At 36.9% G+C, this 19,952-nt stretch carries 11 protein-coding genes; all 11 read left to right on the top strand.

Annotation, left to right across the window (positions count from 1 at the left end):
* Positions 1 to 33: 33 nt before the first annotated feature.
* Positions 34 to 1,767: a cache domain-containing sensor histidine kinase gene (locus FS608_RS15685; RefSeq protein WP_260871698.1), complete on the top strand. Its 1,734-nt coding sequence runs from the start codon at positions 34 to 36 to the stop codon at positions 1,765 to 1,767.
* Between the two features lie 34 nt (positions 1,768 to 1,801).
* Positions 1,802 to 3,034, top strand: a complete 1,233-nt coding sequence (locus FS608_RS15680) for a response regulator transcription factor (RefSeq protein ID WP_144552587.1) — start codon at positions 1,802 to 1,804, stop codon at positions 3,032 to 3,034.
* 213 nt (positions 3,035 to 3,247) lie between these two features.
* Entirely contained in the window at positions 3,248 to 4,321 is a 1,074-nt protein-coding gene (gene chvE / locus FS608_RS15675; protein WP_144552585.1) for a multiple monosaccharide ABC transporter substrate-binding protein, read from the top strand.
* A gap of 79 nt (positions 4,322 to 4,400) precedes the next feature.
* Positions 4,401 to 5,930: a multiple monosaccharide ABC transporter ATP-binding protein gene (gene mmsA, locus FS608_RS15670; RefSeq protein WP_144552583.1), complete on the top strand. Its 1,530-nt coding sequence runs from the start codon at positions 4,401 to 4,403 to the stop codon at positions 5,928 to 5,930.
* A gap of 106 nt (positions 5,931 to 6,036) precedes the next feature.
* Positions 6,037 to 7,167 (top strand): multiple monosaccharide ABC transporter permease, encoded by a 1,131-nt coding sequence (gene mmsB / locus FS608_RS15665; protein WP_260871706.1) that lies wholly within the window; start codon positions 6,037 to 6,039, stop codon positions 7,165 to 7,167.
* A gap of 290 nt (positions 7,168 to 7,457) precedes the next feature.
* Positions 7,458 to 11,972: a family 43 glycosylhydrolase gene (locus FS608_RS15660; RefSeq protein ID WP_144552579.1), complete on the top strand. Its 4,515-nt coding sequence runs from the start codon at positions 7,458 to 7,460 to the stop codon at positions 11,970 to 11,972.
* A 221-nt stretch (positions 11,973 to 12,193) separates the two neighbouring features.
* Positions 12,194 to 13,195, top strand: a complete 1,002-nt coding sequence (locus tag FS608_RS15655; protein WP_144552577.1) for an ABC transporter substrate-binding protein — start codon at positions 12,194 to 12,196, stop codon at positions 13,193 to 13,195.
* Between the two features lie 80 nt (positions 13,196 to 13,275).
* Entirely contained in the window at positions 13,276 to 14,808 is a 1,533-nt protein-coding gene (locus tag FS608_RS15650; RefSeq protein ID WP_144552575.1) for a sugar ABC transporter ATP-binding protein, read from the top strand.
* Entirely contained in the window at positions 14,798 to 15,880 is a 1,083-nt protein-coding gene (locus FS608_RS15645) for an ABC transporter permease (RefSeq protein ID WP_144552573.1), read from the top strand. Before FS608_RS15650 ends, FS608_RS15645 begins: the two co-directional genes overlap by 11 nt.
* Positions 15,858 to 16,871: a galactofuranose ABC transporter, permease protein YjfF gene (gene yjfF / locus FS608_RS15640; RefSeq protein ID WP_144552571.1), complete on the top strand. Its 1,014-nt coding sequence runs from the start codon at positions 15,858 to 15,860 to the stop codon at positions 16,869 to 16,871. The genes FS608_RS15645 and yjfF overlap by 23 nt, the downstream gene beginning before the upstream one ends.
* 36 nt (positions 16,872 to 16,907) lie before the next feature.
* Positions 16,908 to 19,937 (top strand): immunoglobulin-like domain-containing protein, encoded by a 3,030-nt coding sequence (locus FS608_RS15635; RefSeq protein WP_144552568.1) that lies wholly within the window; start codon positions 16,908 to 16,910, stop codon positions 19,935 to 19,937.
* The last annotated feature ends 15 nt before the right edge of the window (positions 19,938 to 19,952 follow it).

Raw genomic sequence — 19,952 nt, 5'->3', positions numbered from 1 at the left:
CTTCCAATACGATTTAAGTTAATTATTCTATTGATGCTAATCAGTATTCTGCCTTCCATTGGTCTTGGGTTGCTGACGGGATGGACTGTAAACCACATTATCGAGAGACAAGTGAATCAAAATACACTTCAGCTAATTGGTCAGGTCAATAAAACTCTGGATTTCTACGCCGGTAACATGCAAAACATGAGTTATTTGATAGCTTTTAACCCGGAAATTAAGCAATTTTTGTACGAGAAAAAAAGTCAGCAAGGCAAACGGCTAAATGATGATTATCAGATACAAACATTTCTGCAAGGACTTACAACATTGTATCCCGAAGCAGCAGGCATTCTTGTGGTAAACAGCAATGGTCAGTACATCAGTAACGACATGTATTCCCGCTCAAAGAAAAGCCTTACGGAAGAATCATGGTACCAAGCTGCTGTAGAAAGTGAAGGGATATTCAAAATATTAGGGCACCCCTCTAACAGAAACATAACTAGCCATGTACATTACAAGGATGACGAGGTTGTGTCAGTGGTACGAGCTATTTTAGACCCTGATACCCAGCAAGTAAAGGGTGTTATATTAATTGATATGAAATTGAGAGTGATTTCGGAAGCAACAAAAGATGTTCGCTTAGGGAAAACCGGTTATTTAATGGTGATTGACGATAAAGGCGAGAATATCTACTCGCCATCCGAGCCCTTTCTAAACAAGATTCCGATTGATTGGTTCCATTCAAGTGAAGACGGCAATTTCTCTAAACAAGTCAAAGGCAATAAGCTTCAATTCATTTACAGAAAGTCTCCCTTTACCGGTTGGACAACTGTCGGTGTATTTTCTACAAAAGAATCAGTATTCGAGGTAAGGGAAATTCATTTTTATGTGATTAGTTTCGTTTTCTTCGTCTGTTTGTTTGGCCTTGGGGCCTCCTATTATTTATCCTATTCTATGTCAAGACCCATCAGGCAACTCATGTCGTTTATGCGAAAAGCGGAGTTAGGAGATTTTTCTGTCCGTTACAAAGGAGAACGAATGGATGAAATAGGGTTACTTGGACGCAGCTTTAATACGATGCTTGTTCAAATTAACAAACTGATTACACTAAATGAGCAGCAAGAGCGCCAAAAACGTGAAGCTGAACTACGGAGTCTACAGGCTCATATTAAGCCTCATTTCCTTTACAATACATTGGACACTATTCATTGGTTGGCCCGTAAAAAAGGTGCAGAAGAAGTTGCTGAATTGGTAGAGTCATTATCAAGGCTTTTCCGTATTGGGTTAAGTAAAGGTAACGATATTATTCCTCTAAAAGAAGAAATGGAGCATATTAGCAGTTATCTAAAGATCCAAAAAGCTAGATATCAAGAAAAATTACATTACACATTAGATATTGCTTCAAATGTCGAAAAGATCAATGTATTAAAACTTGTATTACAGCCAATTGTAGAAAACGCTATATATCATGGAATCAAAGAGAGGCGGGGACCTGGTCATATTATTGTAAAAGCAGAAGAACATGAAGGAAAAATAGTTTTTCATGTTAAAGATGATGGGAAGGGAATTCCCAATGAAAAGCTGGAAGCTCTAAGAAGTAAATTGGGAACGTTAATCACTCAACCTCAACACTATAAAGGAAGTGAGAATTTCGGGTACGGAATGATTAATGTCCAAGCCAGAATTAAACTGACTTTTGGTGATAAATACGGTATATCAATTGAAAGTGAAATAGGTAAGGGTACATCAGTGAAGGTTGTACTTCCTGCCATTAAAGAAAAATGAAGCGATGATAGAATTCGAAAGGGGAGAAAATTGCGTGCCAAATCATTGGAAGGTATTGATTGCTGATGATGAACCGATTATTCGGGAAGGTATTCGTGAATCGGTCAATTGGCAAGAACTTCATATGAAAGTTGTCGCAGAAGCGGAAGATGGAGAAGAAGCATTCGAACTTGCCATCGAATATTCTGTAGACATCTTGCTGGTAGATTTGAATATGCCAATTATGGATGGTTTGACCTTAATTAAACATGTACGAGCAAGTTTGCCTAACTGTAAAATTATCATTATTTCAGGTCATGACGAATTTACTTATGCCCAAGAAGCATTACGCTTAAATGTTAATGATTATATTCTCAAACCTGCAAATCCCGTTCAATTGAAAAACGTCCTTCAGAGTATTAGAAGTCAGCTGGAGGAAAGAGAGCAGCAAAGTGAGTACTTAGCACTAGCGGAAGACCAAATCATTAAAAATATCCCTCTCTTACAGAAAAACTTTTGTCAGGAGTGGTTGAAAGGGAATTTGACTGACTCTGATATTATTAAGCAACTAAAATTCTTACAATTGCCGATACAATGCCCGAATCAGATTGGTCTCATCCAATGTCATGAAATTTATATCAATAAACCTTTATTGAAAGAAAATAATGAGCAATTATTTAATTTTACTGAAGATATTGTAGCTGATGTACTTGAATCTTTCCAAAAAGTTGTTTTTCGTGATCCTTCAGGGTTCATTATAGTTTGTATTTGGGGATGTGAACAAGAAGATTTCGTATTATTGTTATCAAAGAAATTAAAAAATTTTATGAACACGATACCGAATATGCACTTTGAGAAAGTTACAGGAGAAACATTTGTGATTTCTGAAACTTATAGGCATTGCGAAACGATGATTTCTGAAAATTTAAAAATATCACCGATTGTCCGGCGAGCGAGATCCTATCTTAGCGAACATTTTTCAGAAACAGATTTAACATTGGAATCAATGGCACAGTATCTGCACGTATCTTCTGTTTATTTAAGCAGAATCATGAAAAAGGAATTAGGGACCTCTTTTGTTAGTTTGATTACAAATATGCGAATCAGCAAGGCGATTATGCTGCTAAATTCTACAGAACTTTCAATTCTTGAAATCGCCGAAAAAGTTGGTTATGAAACGCAGCATTATTTTAGTACTGCTTTTAAAAAAGTAATGGGTGTATCTCCCAATCAGTATCGAAAAAGTGCCGGTTTTTCAGTTTCGATTTCTAGTTCAGAATTGTTGTAATATAGTTTTTCTTAATCAGATTTAAATTATGGGACAGTCCAATCGAAGTAATTTGGACTGTCCTTTTTTGTATTCAGGCAATTATTGAAAGCGCTTAAAAGTAAGTTAAATTTTTATAAAAATAGTTGTTTTATTGAAAAGACCTAAAAATGAGAGGGTGATATATTCATAGCAAGGAAAAAATAAAACCTAAAAAACAAAGGGGCGATTCAGATGAAAAAGTTGTTGTCGGTATTTATGTTAATAACATTGTTATTTTCGTTGGCAGCATGTGGAAGTAAAAGTACAAGTGGTGATAGCGGGTTTGTAGGTATTGCAATGCCTACAAAGTCATCGGAAAGATGGGTAAGTGACGGACAAAATATGAAAAAAGAATTTGAAAAGTTAGGGTATAAAGTGGACTTGCAATATGCAGAAGACGTAGTAGAGAATCAGGTATCTCAAATCGAGAATATGATTACAAAAGGTGTAAACGTTTTAGTCATTGCGTCAATTGATGGTGAAGCCTTAACAGATGTTCTTGACAAAGCAAACAAGCAAGAAATTAAAGTCATTGCATATGATCGTTTAATTAAAAATAGTAAATATGTCAGCTACTATGCAACATTTGATAACTTTAAGGTAGGTGTTCAACAAGGCTCTTACATTGAAGAAAAATTAGGTTTAAAAGTAGGAAAGGGCCCATTTAATATCGAGTTATTTGCAGGCTCACCAGATGATAATAATGCTTATTTCTTCTTTGATGGCGCAATGTCAGTATTAAAGCCATACATTGAATCAGGGAAATTAGTCGTAAAAAGCGGTCAAAATTCATTTGATCAAGGTGCCACATTAAGATGGGACGGTGCAGTTGCACAAGCAAGAATGGATAATCTATTAAGTGCTCACTATACTTCTGACAAGGTGGATGCCGTTTTATCTCCATATGATGGTATTAGTATCGGTATCATTTCATCTTTAAAAGGTGTTGGGTATGGATCAGCTGCTAAACCACTTCCTATTATCACTGGACAAGATGCTGAACTAGCTTCTATTAAATCAATAATAAATGGTGAACAGACACAAACAGTATTTAAAGACACTAGGGAATTGGCCAAAAAAGCCGTTTCTATGGCTGATGCAGTGTTAAAGGGCAAAAAAGCTGAAGTGAATGATACCAAAACATACGACAATGGAAAAAAAGTCGTTCCTTCCTATCTATTAGAACCTGTTTCTGTTGATAAAACTAACTATGAGTCTGTACTAGTTGACTCGGGATATTACAAAAAGGAAGAACTGAGTAAATAATGAGTGATGGAAATGAGTTAGTGACTCTGGATTAACTGTCACTAACTCATTTTATCAAAATGTGAGGGTGTGGTGAAATATGTCAAAGATTATTTTAGAAATGAGAAATATTACAAAAGAGTTCCCAGGTGTCAAAGCTCTTCAAAATGTAAATTTAAAAATAAAAGAGGGAGAAATTCACGCTTTATGTGGAGAAAATGGGGCTGGGAAATCCACATTAATGAAGGTATTGAGTGGTGTCTACCCACATGGTTCGTACACGGGGGACATACTGTTTAATGGAAACGTTTGTAAATTCAAAGACATCAAACAAAGTGAAGAATTAGGTATTGTTATTATTCACCAAGAACTCGCATTGATTCCACACCTATCGATTGCTGAAAATATCTTCCTTGGTAACGAACAGGCGAAAAATGGAATTATCAATTGGAATAAAACTGTGTTAAGAACCAGAGAACTGCTGAAAAAGGTAGGATTAAACGAATCACCAAATACAAAAACGGCAAACTTGGGCGTTGGAAAACAACAATTAACTGAAATAGCGAAGGCACTTTCTAAAAATGTAAAATTATTAATATTGGATGAACCTACTGCTGCTTTAAATGAACACGACAGTGAAAATCTATTAAATCTGTTATTAGAATTAAAAAAACAAGGCATGTCAGCCATTATTATATCGCATAAATTGAATGAAATTTCCAAAGTGGCGGATTCAATCACCATTCTGCGTGACGGTCAAACTGTAGAAACACTAGATATGAAAAAAGATAAAATTTCAGAGGATAGAATTATCAAGGGAATGGTTGGAAGAGAATTAACGAATCGCTATCCAAAAAGGGAAGCGAAAATAGGTAATACTATTTTTGAAGTGAAAAACTGGAATGTCTTTCACCCATTGCATACGAATCAAAAATCTATTGATGATGTGAATTTTCATATTCGTAAAGGTGAGATTGTTGGTATAGCCGGCTTGATGGGTGCCGGAAGAACAGAGCTGGCAATGAGTATCTTTGGAAAATCGTACGGAAAGAAAATAACAGGACAAATATTTAAGGATAATAAAGAAATCCATTTGAATAATGTTAGTCAGGCAATTGAATATGGAATCGCTTATGTTTCTGAAGATCGAAAGGGAAACGGGCTCATTTTAATGGATGACATTAAACAAAACATTACATTAGCAAGTCTAAATAAGATTACAAATAAATTTGTTATTAATAAGAATCAAGAAATTATTGAATCTGAACAATTCCGTGAAAAATTAAAGATCAAAACTCCAAGTATTCATCAGAAAACTGGAAATCTTAGTGGTGGAAATCAACAAAAAGTTGTATTAAGTAAATGGATTTTTTCAGAGCCTGACATTTTGATTTTAGATGAACCTACCCGCGGCATAGATGTAGGCGCAAAGTATGAAATATATTCGATTATTAATCAGTTGGCTTCAGATGGAAAAGGTATTTTAGTTATTTCTTCAGAACTACCAGAAATTCTTGGAATTTGTGACCGAGTGTATGTAATGAATGAAGGCAGAATAACTGGTGAAGTTTCCAAAGAAGAAGCAACTCAGGAACGTATTATGAAATATATGACTAAAAGTAGAGTTTAGGGGGTAGGAAAACATGCAAACAATAACGCATAAAACAACGGAAAACGAGAAAGCTGCAGATTTTGAACCGAAAGGAAATTTGCTTTCTCAATTGTTCAAAAATAATATGAGACAATACAGCATGATTCTGGCACTAGTTTCAATTATGATTCTTTTCCAGGTTCTAACTGATGGAATTTTGTTAAGGCCGTTAAATATAACAAACTTAATCTTGCAAAATAGCTATATATTAGTGTTGGCAATAGGTATGATTTTAGTAATAATTACCGGCCATATTGACCTTTCGGTAGGTTCAATAGCTGCATTTATCGGGGCGATATCAGCAATTTTAATGGTAAATCATGAAGTCCCAACATCAGTTGCAATTATTATCTCGTTATTAATTGGTGCGCTTATTGGTGCCTGGCAAGGATTTTGGGTGGCCTATGTAAAAATTCCTGCCTTTATTGTTACTCTAGCAGGTATGCTTTTGTTTAGAGGATTAACTATGGTAGTGTTAGAGGGCAAATCAATCTCTCCTTTTCCTGAAACATTTCAAAAAATCAGCTCTGGTTTCATTCCGGATGTGTTTAACGGAGCCAACCTTCATATTTTAACTCTTGTAATTGGAGCGCTGCTATCAGTAATTCTGATTTTCAATGAAATGAAAACTAGAAAAACTGAAATAAAATACAATTTCGATGTTTCACCTGCAGGAATTTTCATTTTGAAGATTATTGCATTAGTTGCGTTAATCAATGTATTTGTTTATGTTCTTGCTACATACGAAGGAATTCCAAATATTTTGGTTATCTTGGCTTTATTAATCTTGGCTTATCAATTTATTACCACAAAAACAATAGCAGGGCGTCACATTTATGCGATCGGTGGAAATGAAAAAGCAGCTCAGTTATCTGGGGTAAAAACTAAGCGTGTAACATTTTGGGTCTTTGTAAATATGGGAGTGTTATCTGCACTCTCTGGGCTGCTGTTTGCAGCACGATTAAACGCTGCAACGCCTAGAGCAGGAAATCTTTTTGAGCTTGATGCAATTGCGGCATGTTTTATTGGCGGGGCTTCAGCATATGGTGGAATCGGTACAGTGCCAGGTGCTATTATTGGCGGTCTGGTTATGGGTGTCATGAATAACGGAATGTCCATCCTAGGTTTAGGTATAGATTGGCAGCAAGGTATCAAAGGGCTTGTTTTATTAGCTGCTGTAGCTTTTGATATTTATAATAAAAATAAATCTTCATAATATTAAACTATTAAATGAATGGACCCTAAAACCACTATATATTTGGTTTTAGGGTCTATTTTTCTTTATTAACAAATTTAATTAGGGCAATTACTCCTACCAGTTTATTATCCTTGCTCCGTGTTTTAGTAATACAATCCCTTTATGCTTCACAAAAAAATAGCCAATTATTATAAACAATTCATTTTTTTTATAAATACAGCTTTTGTTATTAATTTTAAAATTATCTAAAAGAGAAAGGAGTATAGCTTACTTTAAAAAGATTGTAGAAAAAATAAAGGAGGAAAGAAATGAAAGGTAGGCAGTGTTTTTCATTATTTTTATCTGTATTAATGGTATTTTCACTGATCCCAAAACCGGTAATTCAAGCGGAGGAGATTGGCAGTACAGAAAATCGCTTAATCGCTCACTATGATATGTCGAGAGCAGATGGTAAGTTGACCGATGTTACGAACAATGGATTTGACGCAGAATATGTTGGGCTTCAAGATGGAGATTTCATAGAAGAACAAGGTGATACAATTCTGAACTTCACAGGAGATAAGTCTAAATATGTAAAATTACCAAAAGGACTTATTGATGATGAAACATTTACAATTGAAACAAAATTTAGCACAACAACAAGTGCTGGACATTGGCTTTACACGCTTGGGACAAAGGAAGGTTCTTGGCCGAATGTTAACAATTATATCTTTTTAAATCCAAAACAAGGAAATGGAACGACTCGTTTTGGGATTAAAAATTCTAGCACGGAACTTCTTTTCCAAAATGCAACAATTAAGTCAGGTGAATATAATACATTCACAGCAACATTTAAAGAAGGAGAAATTTTCCTTTATTTAAATGGTCAACAAGTTGGAAGACTACCACATACGTATAAGGTAATGGATATTCTTGCAGCTGGGACAGACCCTGCAGCTAATTTTATCGGATATATTGGTAAATCCTTGTACACAGCTGATGCAGCATTTACTGGAAAATTAGCTGATTTTAAGGTATATAACTATACATTATCAGCAGAAGAGGTAAAACTGAATGCTGATTTATCAGATGAGGAAATTGTTGCATTAGCAAAAGCCAACTTAAAAATTCCGAATGCAGATGACATTCGTGGAAACATTTCATTACCTACAAGTACGGATAAAGGTGCAACAATTACTTGGGAAACGGACAATGCAGCTGTTGTCAATGTAAATGAAGGAATCAATGAAAATTACGATAAGACCCCTGCAGGTGTTGTAACAAGACAGGAATCTGATACAAAAGTAACATTAACAGCAACAATCAACTATAAGGGAATCAGCGATACAAAGCAAATACCACTTACGGTTAAGGCTAAACCGGAAAAAAAGGATTTCACATCCTATATATTTGCTCACTTTACAGGTGAAAGTGCAAATGGAGAACAGATGTATTTTGCTAGCAGTAAAGATGGATTGCACTGGAAAGATTTAAATGAGGGTGATCCAGTATTAACGTCTGATGTAGGTGAAAAGGGTGTACGTGACCCGTCTATCATACGCTCAGCCGAGGGTGATAAATTCTACATTATTGCAACAGATTTAAGAATTGCCAGCGGAAAAGGCTGGGGTGCCGCACAAACGGATGGAAGCAAATCACTGATTATATGGGAGTCTACTGATATAGTAAATTGGTCTAAACCAAGAATGGTAGAGGTAGCTCCACCGAATGCGGGCGATGCATGGGCACCGGAAGCATTTTATGATAAAAAGACAGGGGAATACGTAGTATTCTGGGCTTCAACTGTGAAGAATGATCAAGGGGTATTCGAATCACATAACATCTATTATGCAAAGACAAGAGATTTTTATACGTTCACAGAACCAAAGATGTTCATTGATCGTCCTGGTAGTCAGCATATTATTGATACAACCATTATTGAAGATGGGAATATGTATTACCGTTATTCAGGGGATGGTCAAATTACAATTGAAAAAAGTGATCAAATTCTTGGTGAATGGTCTAAAATTGGCACCATTCAATCTTCAACAGGATTAACAGGATCCGATGTTGAAGGGCCATTAATTTATAAATTCAATGATAGAAATGTATGGAATTTAATGGTCGATCAGTATGCGGCTGGAAAAGGTTATCTTCCATTAATTACATCTGATTTGGCAAGCGGCCAGTTCACTAAATTAACAGCTGCAGACTATTCTTTGGGTTCTAACCGTAAGAGACATGGATCAGTGATCAATCTTACACAAGAAGAGTACGATGCTGTAATGGCCAAATGGGATAAAGTGGTCAAAGTGCCTGATGAAGAAGAACAAGAACAGCCAATTCTTGAGTATAACTTTGATGCAGTCACTACAGACAGGACGATCCAGGATAATTCGGGAAATAACCATACAGGTACATTGAATGGAAATGCAACTTATGTGACAGATACCGAAAAGGATTCAAAGGCATTATATCTAGATGGAACTACTAATACATTTGCCGCCTTTCCGACAGGTTTCTTTGATGGAAGAAATACTGTGACTATCTCTATGGATATTAAACCGGAAACGGTATCAGGAAACTTCTTTACCTTTGCCATAGGAAAGAATGACCAAAAATATATGTTCCTAAGAACACGCGATACGGAAATAAGAAATGCGATGACGACTACTAGCTGGTCATCGGAACAGGAGGTAAAAACAAATACCACTTCTATTAAGAGCAAGTGGTTCAATATCAAACTTGTCATTACACCTACAAGTATGGCCATGTATAAGGATGGGATACTTGTAGCTGAAAATAACAATGTAACAGTGTCAATGACAGACTTAGGTGCACAATTATCAGCATTTTTAGGTAAATCCTTTTACTCAGGAGACCAATACTTCAAAGGTTATTTCGACAACGTAAAAGTGTATAATCGTGCACTTTCAGAAGCAGAAATTCTAGAAATGTCTATTCAATCAACTGGAATTGGCAATTTTGTAGTACCTGGTCAAAAAGGTCAAGCTGAAATAGATTCTAAAACACATAGAATTACAGTTCCTGTTAAAGAAGGACAAGGTTTGGATATAACTAATTTGGCTCCAACTATAACTATTAAACCCGGATCTACTGTAAGCCCAGCGTCAGGCGAAGGACAGGATTTTACTAACCCAATTACCTATACAGTGACGGACAAGGATGGAAATAAGGAGGAATGGACTGTGAGTTTAAAAGTATACCCATCAGGTACTTTGCCAGGACTTTATGCAGATCCACAGATCGCTGTTTTTGGTGATACTTATTATATTTATCCTACAACAGATGGCTTTACCGGTTGGTCAGGTTCTCAATTTAAAGCATTCTCCTCAAAAGATTTAATAAATTGGAAAGACGAGGGTGTAATCTTAGATTTAGCAACTGATGATGTTACATGGGCAGATAAGCGCGCTTGGGCACCGGCAATCGCAGAAAAGAATGGTAAATATTATTACTATTTCTGTGCAGACGCGAACATTGGTGTAGCAACAGCACCAACACCAACAGGACCATTTAGAGATGCTTTAGTCAAACCATTGGTGCCAAGTGGAAAATATTCCGGCCAAGCCATTGATCCATACGTATTTACAGATGATGATGGCCAATCATACTTTTATTGGGGTAATGGTGATCTCTATGGTGCAAAGCTAAATGATGATATGGTTTCTTTTGCAAATACTCCAGTCAAGATGACCCCGCCTAATTTTAGAGAGGGATCGGTTGTATTTAAAAGAAACGGTATTTATTACTTAATGTGGTCAGAAGATGATACAGGTAGCGAGAATTATCAGGTTGCTTATGCAACAGGCTCATCTCCAATGGGACCTTGGACAAAGAAAGGTGTCATTCTAAGTAAAGATTTAAGCCTTGGAATCAAAGGGCCAGGTCATAACTCTATCTTAAACATCCCAGGCACGGATGAATATTATATTGTTTATGCACGGCATGCAATGCCTGATGGCAACGGTTTTAACCGTGAGGTTGTCATTGATAAGATGGAGTTTAACGCTGACGGTACCATAAAACCAGTAAAGCCTACTTTAAAAGGTATCACTGAACCAGTGTATGTTGATACAAGAGGCCCTGAAGGTCACTTTACAATAAACAATGGTACAGAGTACACAAAGGATTCAACCGTTACCTTATCCCTCGAAGCCAGGGATAATAATAGCGGTGTCTATCAAACGCGATATTCAACCGACAAAAATGAATGGACAGAGTGGGAACCGTATGTGACCACTAAAGAATGGACTTTGCCGTCTGTAGATGGGGAAAAGACAGTATTCGTTGAATTTAAAGACCATGCGGGAAATGTAAGTGAAACCTATCAACAAAAGATAACCCTTGATACGACTCTTCCTGTGATTCAACTTATTGGACTACAGGATACTTATTCTGTTGATTCATTGATTAAAATTACTTGCAGTGCAAGCGATGATTTGTCCGGTATTGCTTCAAAAGAATGCCCAAGTGTCGAAGGACCTGCCTATAGCTTCGAGTTAGGGGTTAACAAAATCATTGCATCAGCCACAGATAAAGCTGGTAATACGGCGAAAGTCGAAGCACAGTTTAAGGTGACGGTAGATTTTGATAGTTTAGGCAAGTTGACTCAGTCTTTTCTAAGTAATGATGGGGTGTCACATTCACTAGTGGCGAAACTTCAATCAGCTAAAGAAGCAGCTGCCAAGGAAAATAAACAGGCCGTAGATGGTAAACTGAAGGCATTTCAAAATGAGTTATCTGCTCAAATGGGGAAAACAATCACTGATAAACAGGCAAATATTTTGATTTCGTTGTCTGGGAAGCTCTATTTAGATTAAATCCACAGATCGATAGATAAAACCAAAAACAATAACTGTTTTTTTCAACAGTTATTGTTTTTTTATGCAAGCATTGTTCCTAGTAATCTTTTATTCGTTAATTTATAAAATGAAGCAAAAAGAATGCGGAATATTATAAAAAATTGCATTTCATTGAAAATACAATACTAGAAAATATTTCTATAATTAACATAGATTCAAATATTAAAGGGGGAAGTCAAATGAAAAAATTTAAAAAATTGTTTACTGCGTTAATTTCAACAGCAGCTGCAATCTCATTATTGACAGGATGCGCTGCTGGAAACAACCAACAGGCTAGTAGTGGATCTGGCGGTGGGAAAGATGGCAAGATTGTCGTTGGTTTTTCACAAGTAGGAGCTGAAAGCGAGTGGAGAACAGCAAATACTAAGTCAGTCAAAGAAAGTGCAGAAAAAGATCCACAAATCGAGTTAAAGTTCTCAGATGCCCAGCAAAAACAAGAAAACCAAATAAAAGCAATCCGTTCTTTTATTGCTCAGAAGGTGGATGTAATCGCTTTCTCTCCTGTTGTTCAAACAGGTTTTGATACAGTTCTTCAAGAAGCGAAAACAGCAGGTATTCCTGTTATATTAACTGACCGTGCTGTAGATGCCGATCCATCCCTTTATAAAACGATGATTGGTTCAGATTTCGTTGAGGAAGGCAAGAAAGCGGCACAATGGATGTTGGACAATGTAAAGACGGATAAGCCGGTAAATATCGTTGAGCTCCAAGGAACGGTAGGTTCTGCACCAGCCATTGACCGAAAAGCTGGTTTTGAAGAAGTAATCAAAGCTCATACGAATTATAAAATTATAAAATCTCAAACAGGTGACTTTACCCGTACTAAAGGTAAAGAAGTAATGGAAGTATTCTTAAAGTCTGATGGAAAAAATATCAATGTCGTATACTCTCACAATGACGATATGGCAATTGGTGCAATTCAAGCGATTGAAGAATATGGCTTAATTCCAGGGAAAGATATCAAAATCATTTCCATGGATGGTGTAAAAGGAGCTTTTGAAGCAATGATGGCTGGTAAATTAAATGCTTCTATCGAGTGTAACCCATTATTAGGAGACCAATTAATGCAAGCAATTAAAGATGTTGTAGCAGGAAAAGAGTTACCAAAATGGATTAAGACAGAAGAAGGCATCTTTGATACTACTAATGCAGCGAAGGAATTCCCTAATCGACAATACTAAAAGCTATTTTCGATATAGGAGTTCTCTTAATAGGGAACTCCTATATTACTCATAAAATAAACAAAAGGAGCATTATACCAATGTTCATACAAGAGAAACCAATTCTATACATGGAAGGTGTTACAAAGTCCTTTCCTGGAGTAAAGGCATTGTCTGACGTTAACTTTACTCTTCGTAAAGGAGAAGTTCATGCTCTCATGGGTGAAAACGGTGCAGGTAAATCGACGTTAATTAAAGTGCTAACCGGGGTCCACCATTTAGATGGAGGAACCATCCTTTTCGACGAAAAGAACATTGAGCCGAAATCTCCGTTAGATGCCCAAAATATTGGAATCAGCACAGTTTATCAAGAAGTGAATTTATGCCCTAATTTGACAGTAGCAGAAAATATTTTTATTGGCAGACCACCAAAAAAAGGCGGTAGAATTGATTGGAAGTTAATGAATCAAAAATCACAAGAAATTCTGCAGCGAGTAAATCTCGATATTGATCCAACTAAATTACTCTCTTCATACTCTGTTGCCATTCAACAAATGATTGCGATTGCTCGCGCAGTTGATATTTCAGCAGGGGTATTAATCTTGGATGAACCGACCGCGAGTTTGGATGAAAACGAAGTAAAACAGTTGTTTAAAATCATGCGTAAGTTGCGTGATGAAGGAATGGGAATCATATTTGTCACACATTTCTTAGATCAAGTCTATGAAATAACGGATCGTATCACCGTCCTTCGGAACGGTAAACTTATTGGCGAGTACAAAACGAGTGAATTATCTAGAATAGAATTAGTAACTAAAATGGTTGGTAGAGAAATCGATGAAAAAGAACACAGCAAACAAAACAAAAGCATAGTTTCTTCTTTAAAGAAAAAGGAAGAACATTTCTTAACAGCTGTCAGTCTTGGAAAAAAAGGCACGATAGAGCCATTTGATCTGGAAATGAAAAAAGGAGAAGTACTTGGTCTTGCTGGTTTACTTGGTTCCGGCAGGTCTGAAATTGCTAGACTGATATTTGGAATTGATAAAGCGGACGATGGTGTCATTTATATAGATGAAAAGAAGATTTCGGCCATGTATCCTAAAAAAGCTATACAACAAGGGATGGGATTTTGTCCCGAAGATCGTAAAAAAGAGGGCATTATTGGAGAATTAACTATCAGGGAAAACATGATTCTTGCTCTTCAGGCTAAAAGAGGCATATTCAATTATATCTCTAGAAAAGAACAAGAAGAAATCTCTAATAAATATATTAATATGCTGCGAATAGCTACACCATCAATGGAACAACAAATTCGGAACCTTAGTGGAGGTAATCAACAAAAAGTAATTCTAGGGAGATGGCTAGCAACCAATCCAAAGTTGCTTATATTGGATGAACCGACACGTGGAATTGACGTAGGTACTCGGACGGAAATTCAAAAATTAATCAGAACACTTGCTAATGATGGTATGACGGTGTTGCTTATTTCCTCCGAATTGGAAGAATTAGTTGCTTGTTGCGATCGGGTAATTGTTATGCGTGACCGTTCTCCGATTGGACAGCTTCGCGGAGAGAATATTTCAGAAAGTATTATTATGAAAACTATAGCAGGAGCTGGCGCAAATGTTTCTTAATCAATGGAACAAACTGAGGCATTCAAAGGTATTTTGGCCTTTAATGGCCGTAATAGCATTACTTATATTTAATTATTTTTATATTCCAGGTTTTTTTACCATTGAAATCAAGAATGGTCATTTATTTGGAACCCTGATTGACATATTAAATCGGGCGGCACCGCTTATTATTGTATCTATCGGTATGACCTTAGTTATTGCCACAGCTGGCGTGGATATCTCGGTTGGAGCTGTTGTAGCAATATCAGGTGCCATGGCAGCTTACCTGATCGGAGGAACTTTGGTTGTTAACAATGGAGTTCAAGAGTATGTAAGTGATACACCTATGGCGCTAGCCATCCTTGCTGCCCTTGGTGCTTCCGTCCTTTGCGGAATGTGGAATGGCGCATTGGTATCTAAAATAGGTGTTCAGCCAATGGTAGCCACCCTTATCCTTATGACAGTTGGACGGGGAATTGCACAGCTGTTCAGTGAAGGACAAATTATCACTGTCTACTTTAAACCGTTTAGCTTTTTTGGTGGTGGATACTTTTTAGGAATACCGTTTGCTATTTTTGTTGCCGCGGTAGTGGGGTTACTAGTTTACTTGCTTATGAGAAAAACCGCAATGGGATTGTTTTTAGAATCGGTAGGAGGAAACATGGAATCCAGCCGATTTACTGGGATTAATTCAAAGAAGATCATCTTCTGGGCTTATGTAATCTGTGGTTTGTGCGCTGGAATCGCAGGAATCTTGATAAGTTCGAATGTGAAAAGTGCAGATGGAAATAATGCTGGATTATGGATGGAGTTAGATGCAATTTTAGCTGTCGTCATTGGCGGCACTTCAATGAATGGTGGTAGGTTTTACCTATCAGGTACCATAATAGGTGCTCTTTTCCTTCAAATGTTAAAAACAACTATTTATTCCACTGGAGTTCCTCCAGAAAGTATACTCGTGGTGGAAGCAATTGTAGTCATTATCGTATCGCTTGTTCAATCGGAAAAATTCAGAAGCTTATTTATCTTAAAAATGGGCAACAAGCGTAAGAAGGGAGTAATTCAATCTAATGAGAAACATGCTGCGAGTTAGTCAATTAAATATCACGTTAATTTCGACCATAATTCTATTCCTTTCCTTATTTAGTGTAGGTTCTTTTCGATATACTGGCTTCTTTTCACTACAGGTCTTTCTGAATTTATTTATCGACAATGCTTTTTTAATCATCATTGCTACAGGATTAGTATTTGTCATATTATCAGGTGGAATCGATTTGTCAGTAGGATCGGTTGTTGCGTTAACCACTATGTTGTCCGCAAGTATGCTTCAGAAAGGTGCAAACCCGATAATTGTTATGGTTGTAGTTCTTTTAATGGGAATCATATTTGGATTTGCACAAGGATACATCATTCAGCGTTTTCAATTGCATCCATGGATTGTTACATTAGCAGGTTTGTTTTTGGCCAGAGGACTTTGTTATTTTATTAGCATCGAATCTATTACTATTACTGATCCATTGTTTACCAATCTTTCTCTCTATAAGATTATGCTGGGTGGCCAATATTTTATTTCCATAAGTGTACTGATTAGTATCGTGTTTGTATTGGCTGCCATGTATGTGGCTAAATATACAGAGTTTGGCCGGACTGTTTACGCCATTGGAGGAAACGAACAATCGGCTATGCTTATGGGACTGCCTGTTGTAAGAACGAAAATTCTTATTTACGCTATCAGTGGCTTTAGTTCTGCCCTTGGAGGATTGGTCTTCACCTTTTACATGTTGTCTGGATATGGGCTTCACGCGTTAGGTCTGGAAATGGATGCTATAGCAGCATGTGTCATAGGTGGAATCCTTTTAACCGGAGGGTATGGATATGTTGTAGGTCCAATGTTTGGCGTGCTGAGTATGGGAGTAATTCAAACTATTATCATGTTTGAAGGGACACTCAGTTCATGGTGGACAAGAATTGTTATTGGAGTCTTGCTGTTTATCTTTATCGTTTTGCAACGAGTAATTGTTATTCAAAGTGAAAGAAACAAAACGATTATTAAAAGAAAAGAAAGGAAAGCACTCGCAACTTGAAATCACAAGGAAAATCCTATATTCAGGAGGGGAAATATGAAGAAGAAAAAACTGTTTTCAAATTTTTTATTAACCATGATGCTCTTCAACACAGTGTCAGGAATGGCTCCTCAAGCAACATTTGCTGATGAACCACAAGAAGTTAAGTTAATTCTTGATTATGATATGAACAATATTGAAGGTACAACAGTGAAAGATAGCATCGGGAATTTTGATGGAAAGCTGGTGAATTCCCAAAACGCCGACCTTATTAAGGGAACAGATGCAGGAGTTGTAAGCTTTAAGGGCGGTTCAACTAGTTCATATATTGAAATGCCTAAAGGTATATTAAATAATTTGGATAGTATCACCGTTTCTTCTTTGGTAAATTGGAAGGGTGCTAATGAAGCAGAATGGTTATATGCGTTAGGTCAGGACAGTAATAAATATTTGTTTACGACGCCGAAGCGTAACTCGGGTGACCGCTCTTCAAGAGCAGGTATCGGGATAACAAGCTGGATGAATGAAGCGGGTGCAAATGCGACAACTGGGCCGTTAAAGTCGAGTGAATGGAAGTTAATAACTACTGTTATGTCAGGTGTAGATAAAACGATAAAGCTGTACATTGATGGGGTTGAAGTGGGGACTGGTTCTACGAACGGTTATACTCTAGCACAAATCAACAATGTTAATGGAACAAGTGGTTTTATCGGGCGTTCCTTTTATTCTGCTGACCCATATTTTGGAGGCATGATTGCAGATTTTAAAGTGTTTAATGGAGCTTTGACAGCAACAGAAGTAAGTAAACTTAAAGTAGAGGCTGATAAAAAAATTGCTGCCATGGATGGACTGCTGCTAAATCATGCGGTAGAAAAATTAGATTACTCCATTTTTATCAATCAAAATCAAAACAAAGACGAAATTAATTCGGATTTATCATTCCCTAGAAACGGGGCATTTGGAACAACCATTACTTGGGAATCACAAAATCAAAATATTATTACAAATGATGGGAAAGTTAGTAGACCTTCTTTTGAAAATGGTGACCAATCGGTAGGAATTACAGCTAATATTACGGATGGTACAAAGACTTTAACAAAAGAATTTATTGTTACAGTATTAAAGAAACCTCAAGATTCAGTGACCGTTCGTATGGATGCAGAAGATTTGAAAGTTCATAACATTAATGATGTTCGCGGCAATCTAACTTTACCGAAAACGGGAGCTAATGGTTCTACGATCACATGGAAATCAAATGACCCATCTATCATTACACCAACTGGAGAAGTGAAACGTCCTGGAAATGGTGAAGGTGATAAAACGGTTAAATTGACGGCAACTCTCACATTACACAAGGAGTCAATCACAAAAGCGTTTTTAGCTAAAGTGAAAGAAATGCCAAAAAAGGAGAACTATGAAGGATACGTTTTCAGTTATTTTACAGGAGAAGGTTATTCGAACGGTGAACAAATTTATTTTGCCTTAAGTGCAGGAAACAATCCGCTTAAATGGCAGGAGTTAAACAATGGGGCTCCAGCAATCACTTCTAATTTGGGTGAAAAAGGACTTAGAGATCCATTTATCATTCGTTCCCCTGAAGGTGATAAGTTCTATTTAATTTCCACAGATTTAAAAATTAATGGAGATTGGAATTGGGACAGATCCCAAAGGACTGGCAGCCGCTCTATAATGGTATGGGAATCTACTGATTTAATTAATTGGTCAGAGCAAAGAATGGTAGAAGTATCTCCAAAAGAGGCTGGAAATACATGGGCTCCTGAAGTTACGTATGATGACACGACTGGTGAATATATTGTGTACTGGGCTTCCAAATTGTATGACAATGAAGCGCATAGCGGCTCTACCTACAACAAAATGATGTATAGCAAAACAAGAGATTTCTATACGTTTACGGAACCAAAAGTTTATATGGATTATGGATATTCTGTTATTGATACAACAATGATTAAACATGATGGAAAAGTGTATCGTTTTACAAAAGATGAAAGAAACAACTCAACATCTTCACCAAACGGTAAATTTGTTTTCCAAGAAGTTGGAGATTCGGTTTTTGATTCTACTTTTAATCTTATTAAAGAGGGGATTGGAAAAGGGTCAATCAGTGCTGGTGAAGGACCTACCATCTTTAAATCCAATACGGAGGATAAGTGGTACATGTTTATTGATGAATTTGGCGGCAAAGGGTATGTACCTTTTGAAACAACCGATTTACAGTCAGGTGAGTGGAAGATGTCTACAAACTATAGTTTACCTGCACGCCCTCGCCATGGGACAGTATTGCCGGTTACAAAACGAGAACATGAGGCTTTACTTGCAAATGTTCCCAAAGTTAAAAACGAAGATCTTATTCAAAAAGTAACAGGCGTTACGGTAGATAAGGAAAAATTGGAACTAGTACAAGGACAAAAAGAACGGGTGTCTGCAATTGTAACACCTAATGAGGCAGTTAATAAAGAGGTCCTGTGGTCTAGCAATAATGAAGAAGTAGCTGCTGTAGATGAAAATGGGAATGTTACCGCATTTAAGGAAGGTATAGCAAAGATCACTGCAACGACAGTTGATGGAGGCTATATGGCCATTAGTGAGGTTCATGTCAAGAAAGATATTACTCCTCCTGTGATTCAATTTATCGGTAATGATGATACCTATCCAATTGATGCCAAGATAGCGATTACCTGCAGTGCAGCTGATGATTTGTCAGGGGTTGCTTCCGTGAATTGTCCAAGCACTGAAGGATATGCTTATTATTTCGGGGTTGGTGTTCATAAACTCTTGGCCACGGCTACTGACAAAGCCGGAAATACAGCGGTAGTTGAAACCGAATTTACAGTAACTGTTGATTTTGATAGTTTAAGCCGATTGACTCAATCTTTTGTAAGTAAGGATGGGGTGTCGCAATCACTAGTTGCAAAACTTCAGTCAGCAAAAGAAGCGGCCGCTAATGGTAACAAACAGGCTGTAGAGGGTAAGCTGAAGGCGTATGTAAATGAACTCACCGCCCAAAGTGGAAAGGTGCTTACTGATCAACAGGCTAAACTTTTGATATCCTTGGCTAATAATCTTTAGTTTAAAAGACACATA

The sequence above is a fragment of the Bacillus sp. X1(2014) genome (assembly GCF_007678255.1).
The sequence above is the reverse complement of the archived record's forward strand: the minus strand, read 5'-3'. Positions and strand labels throughout refer to the sequence as shown.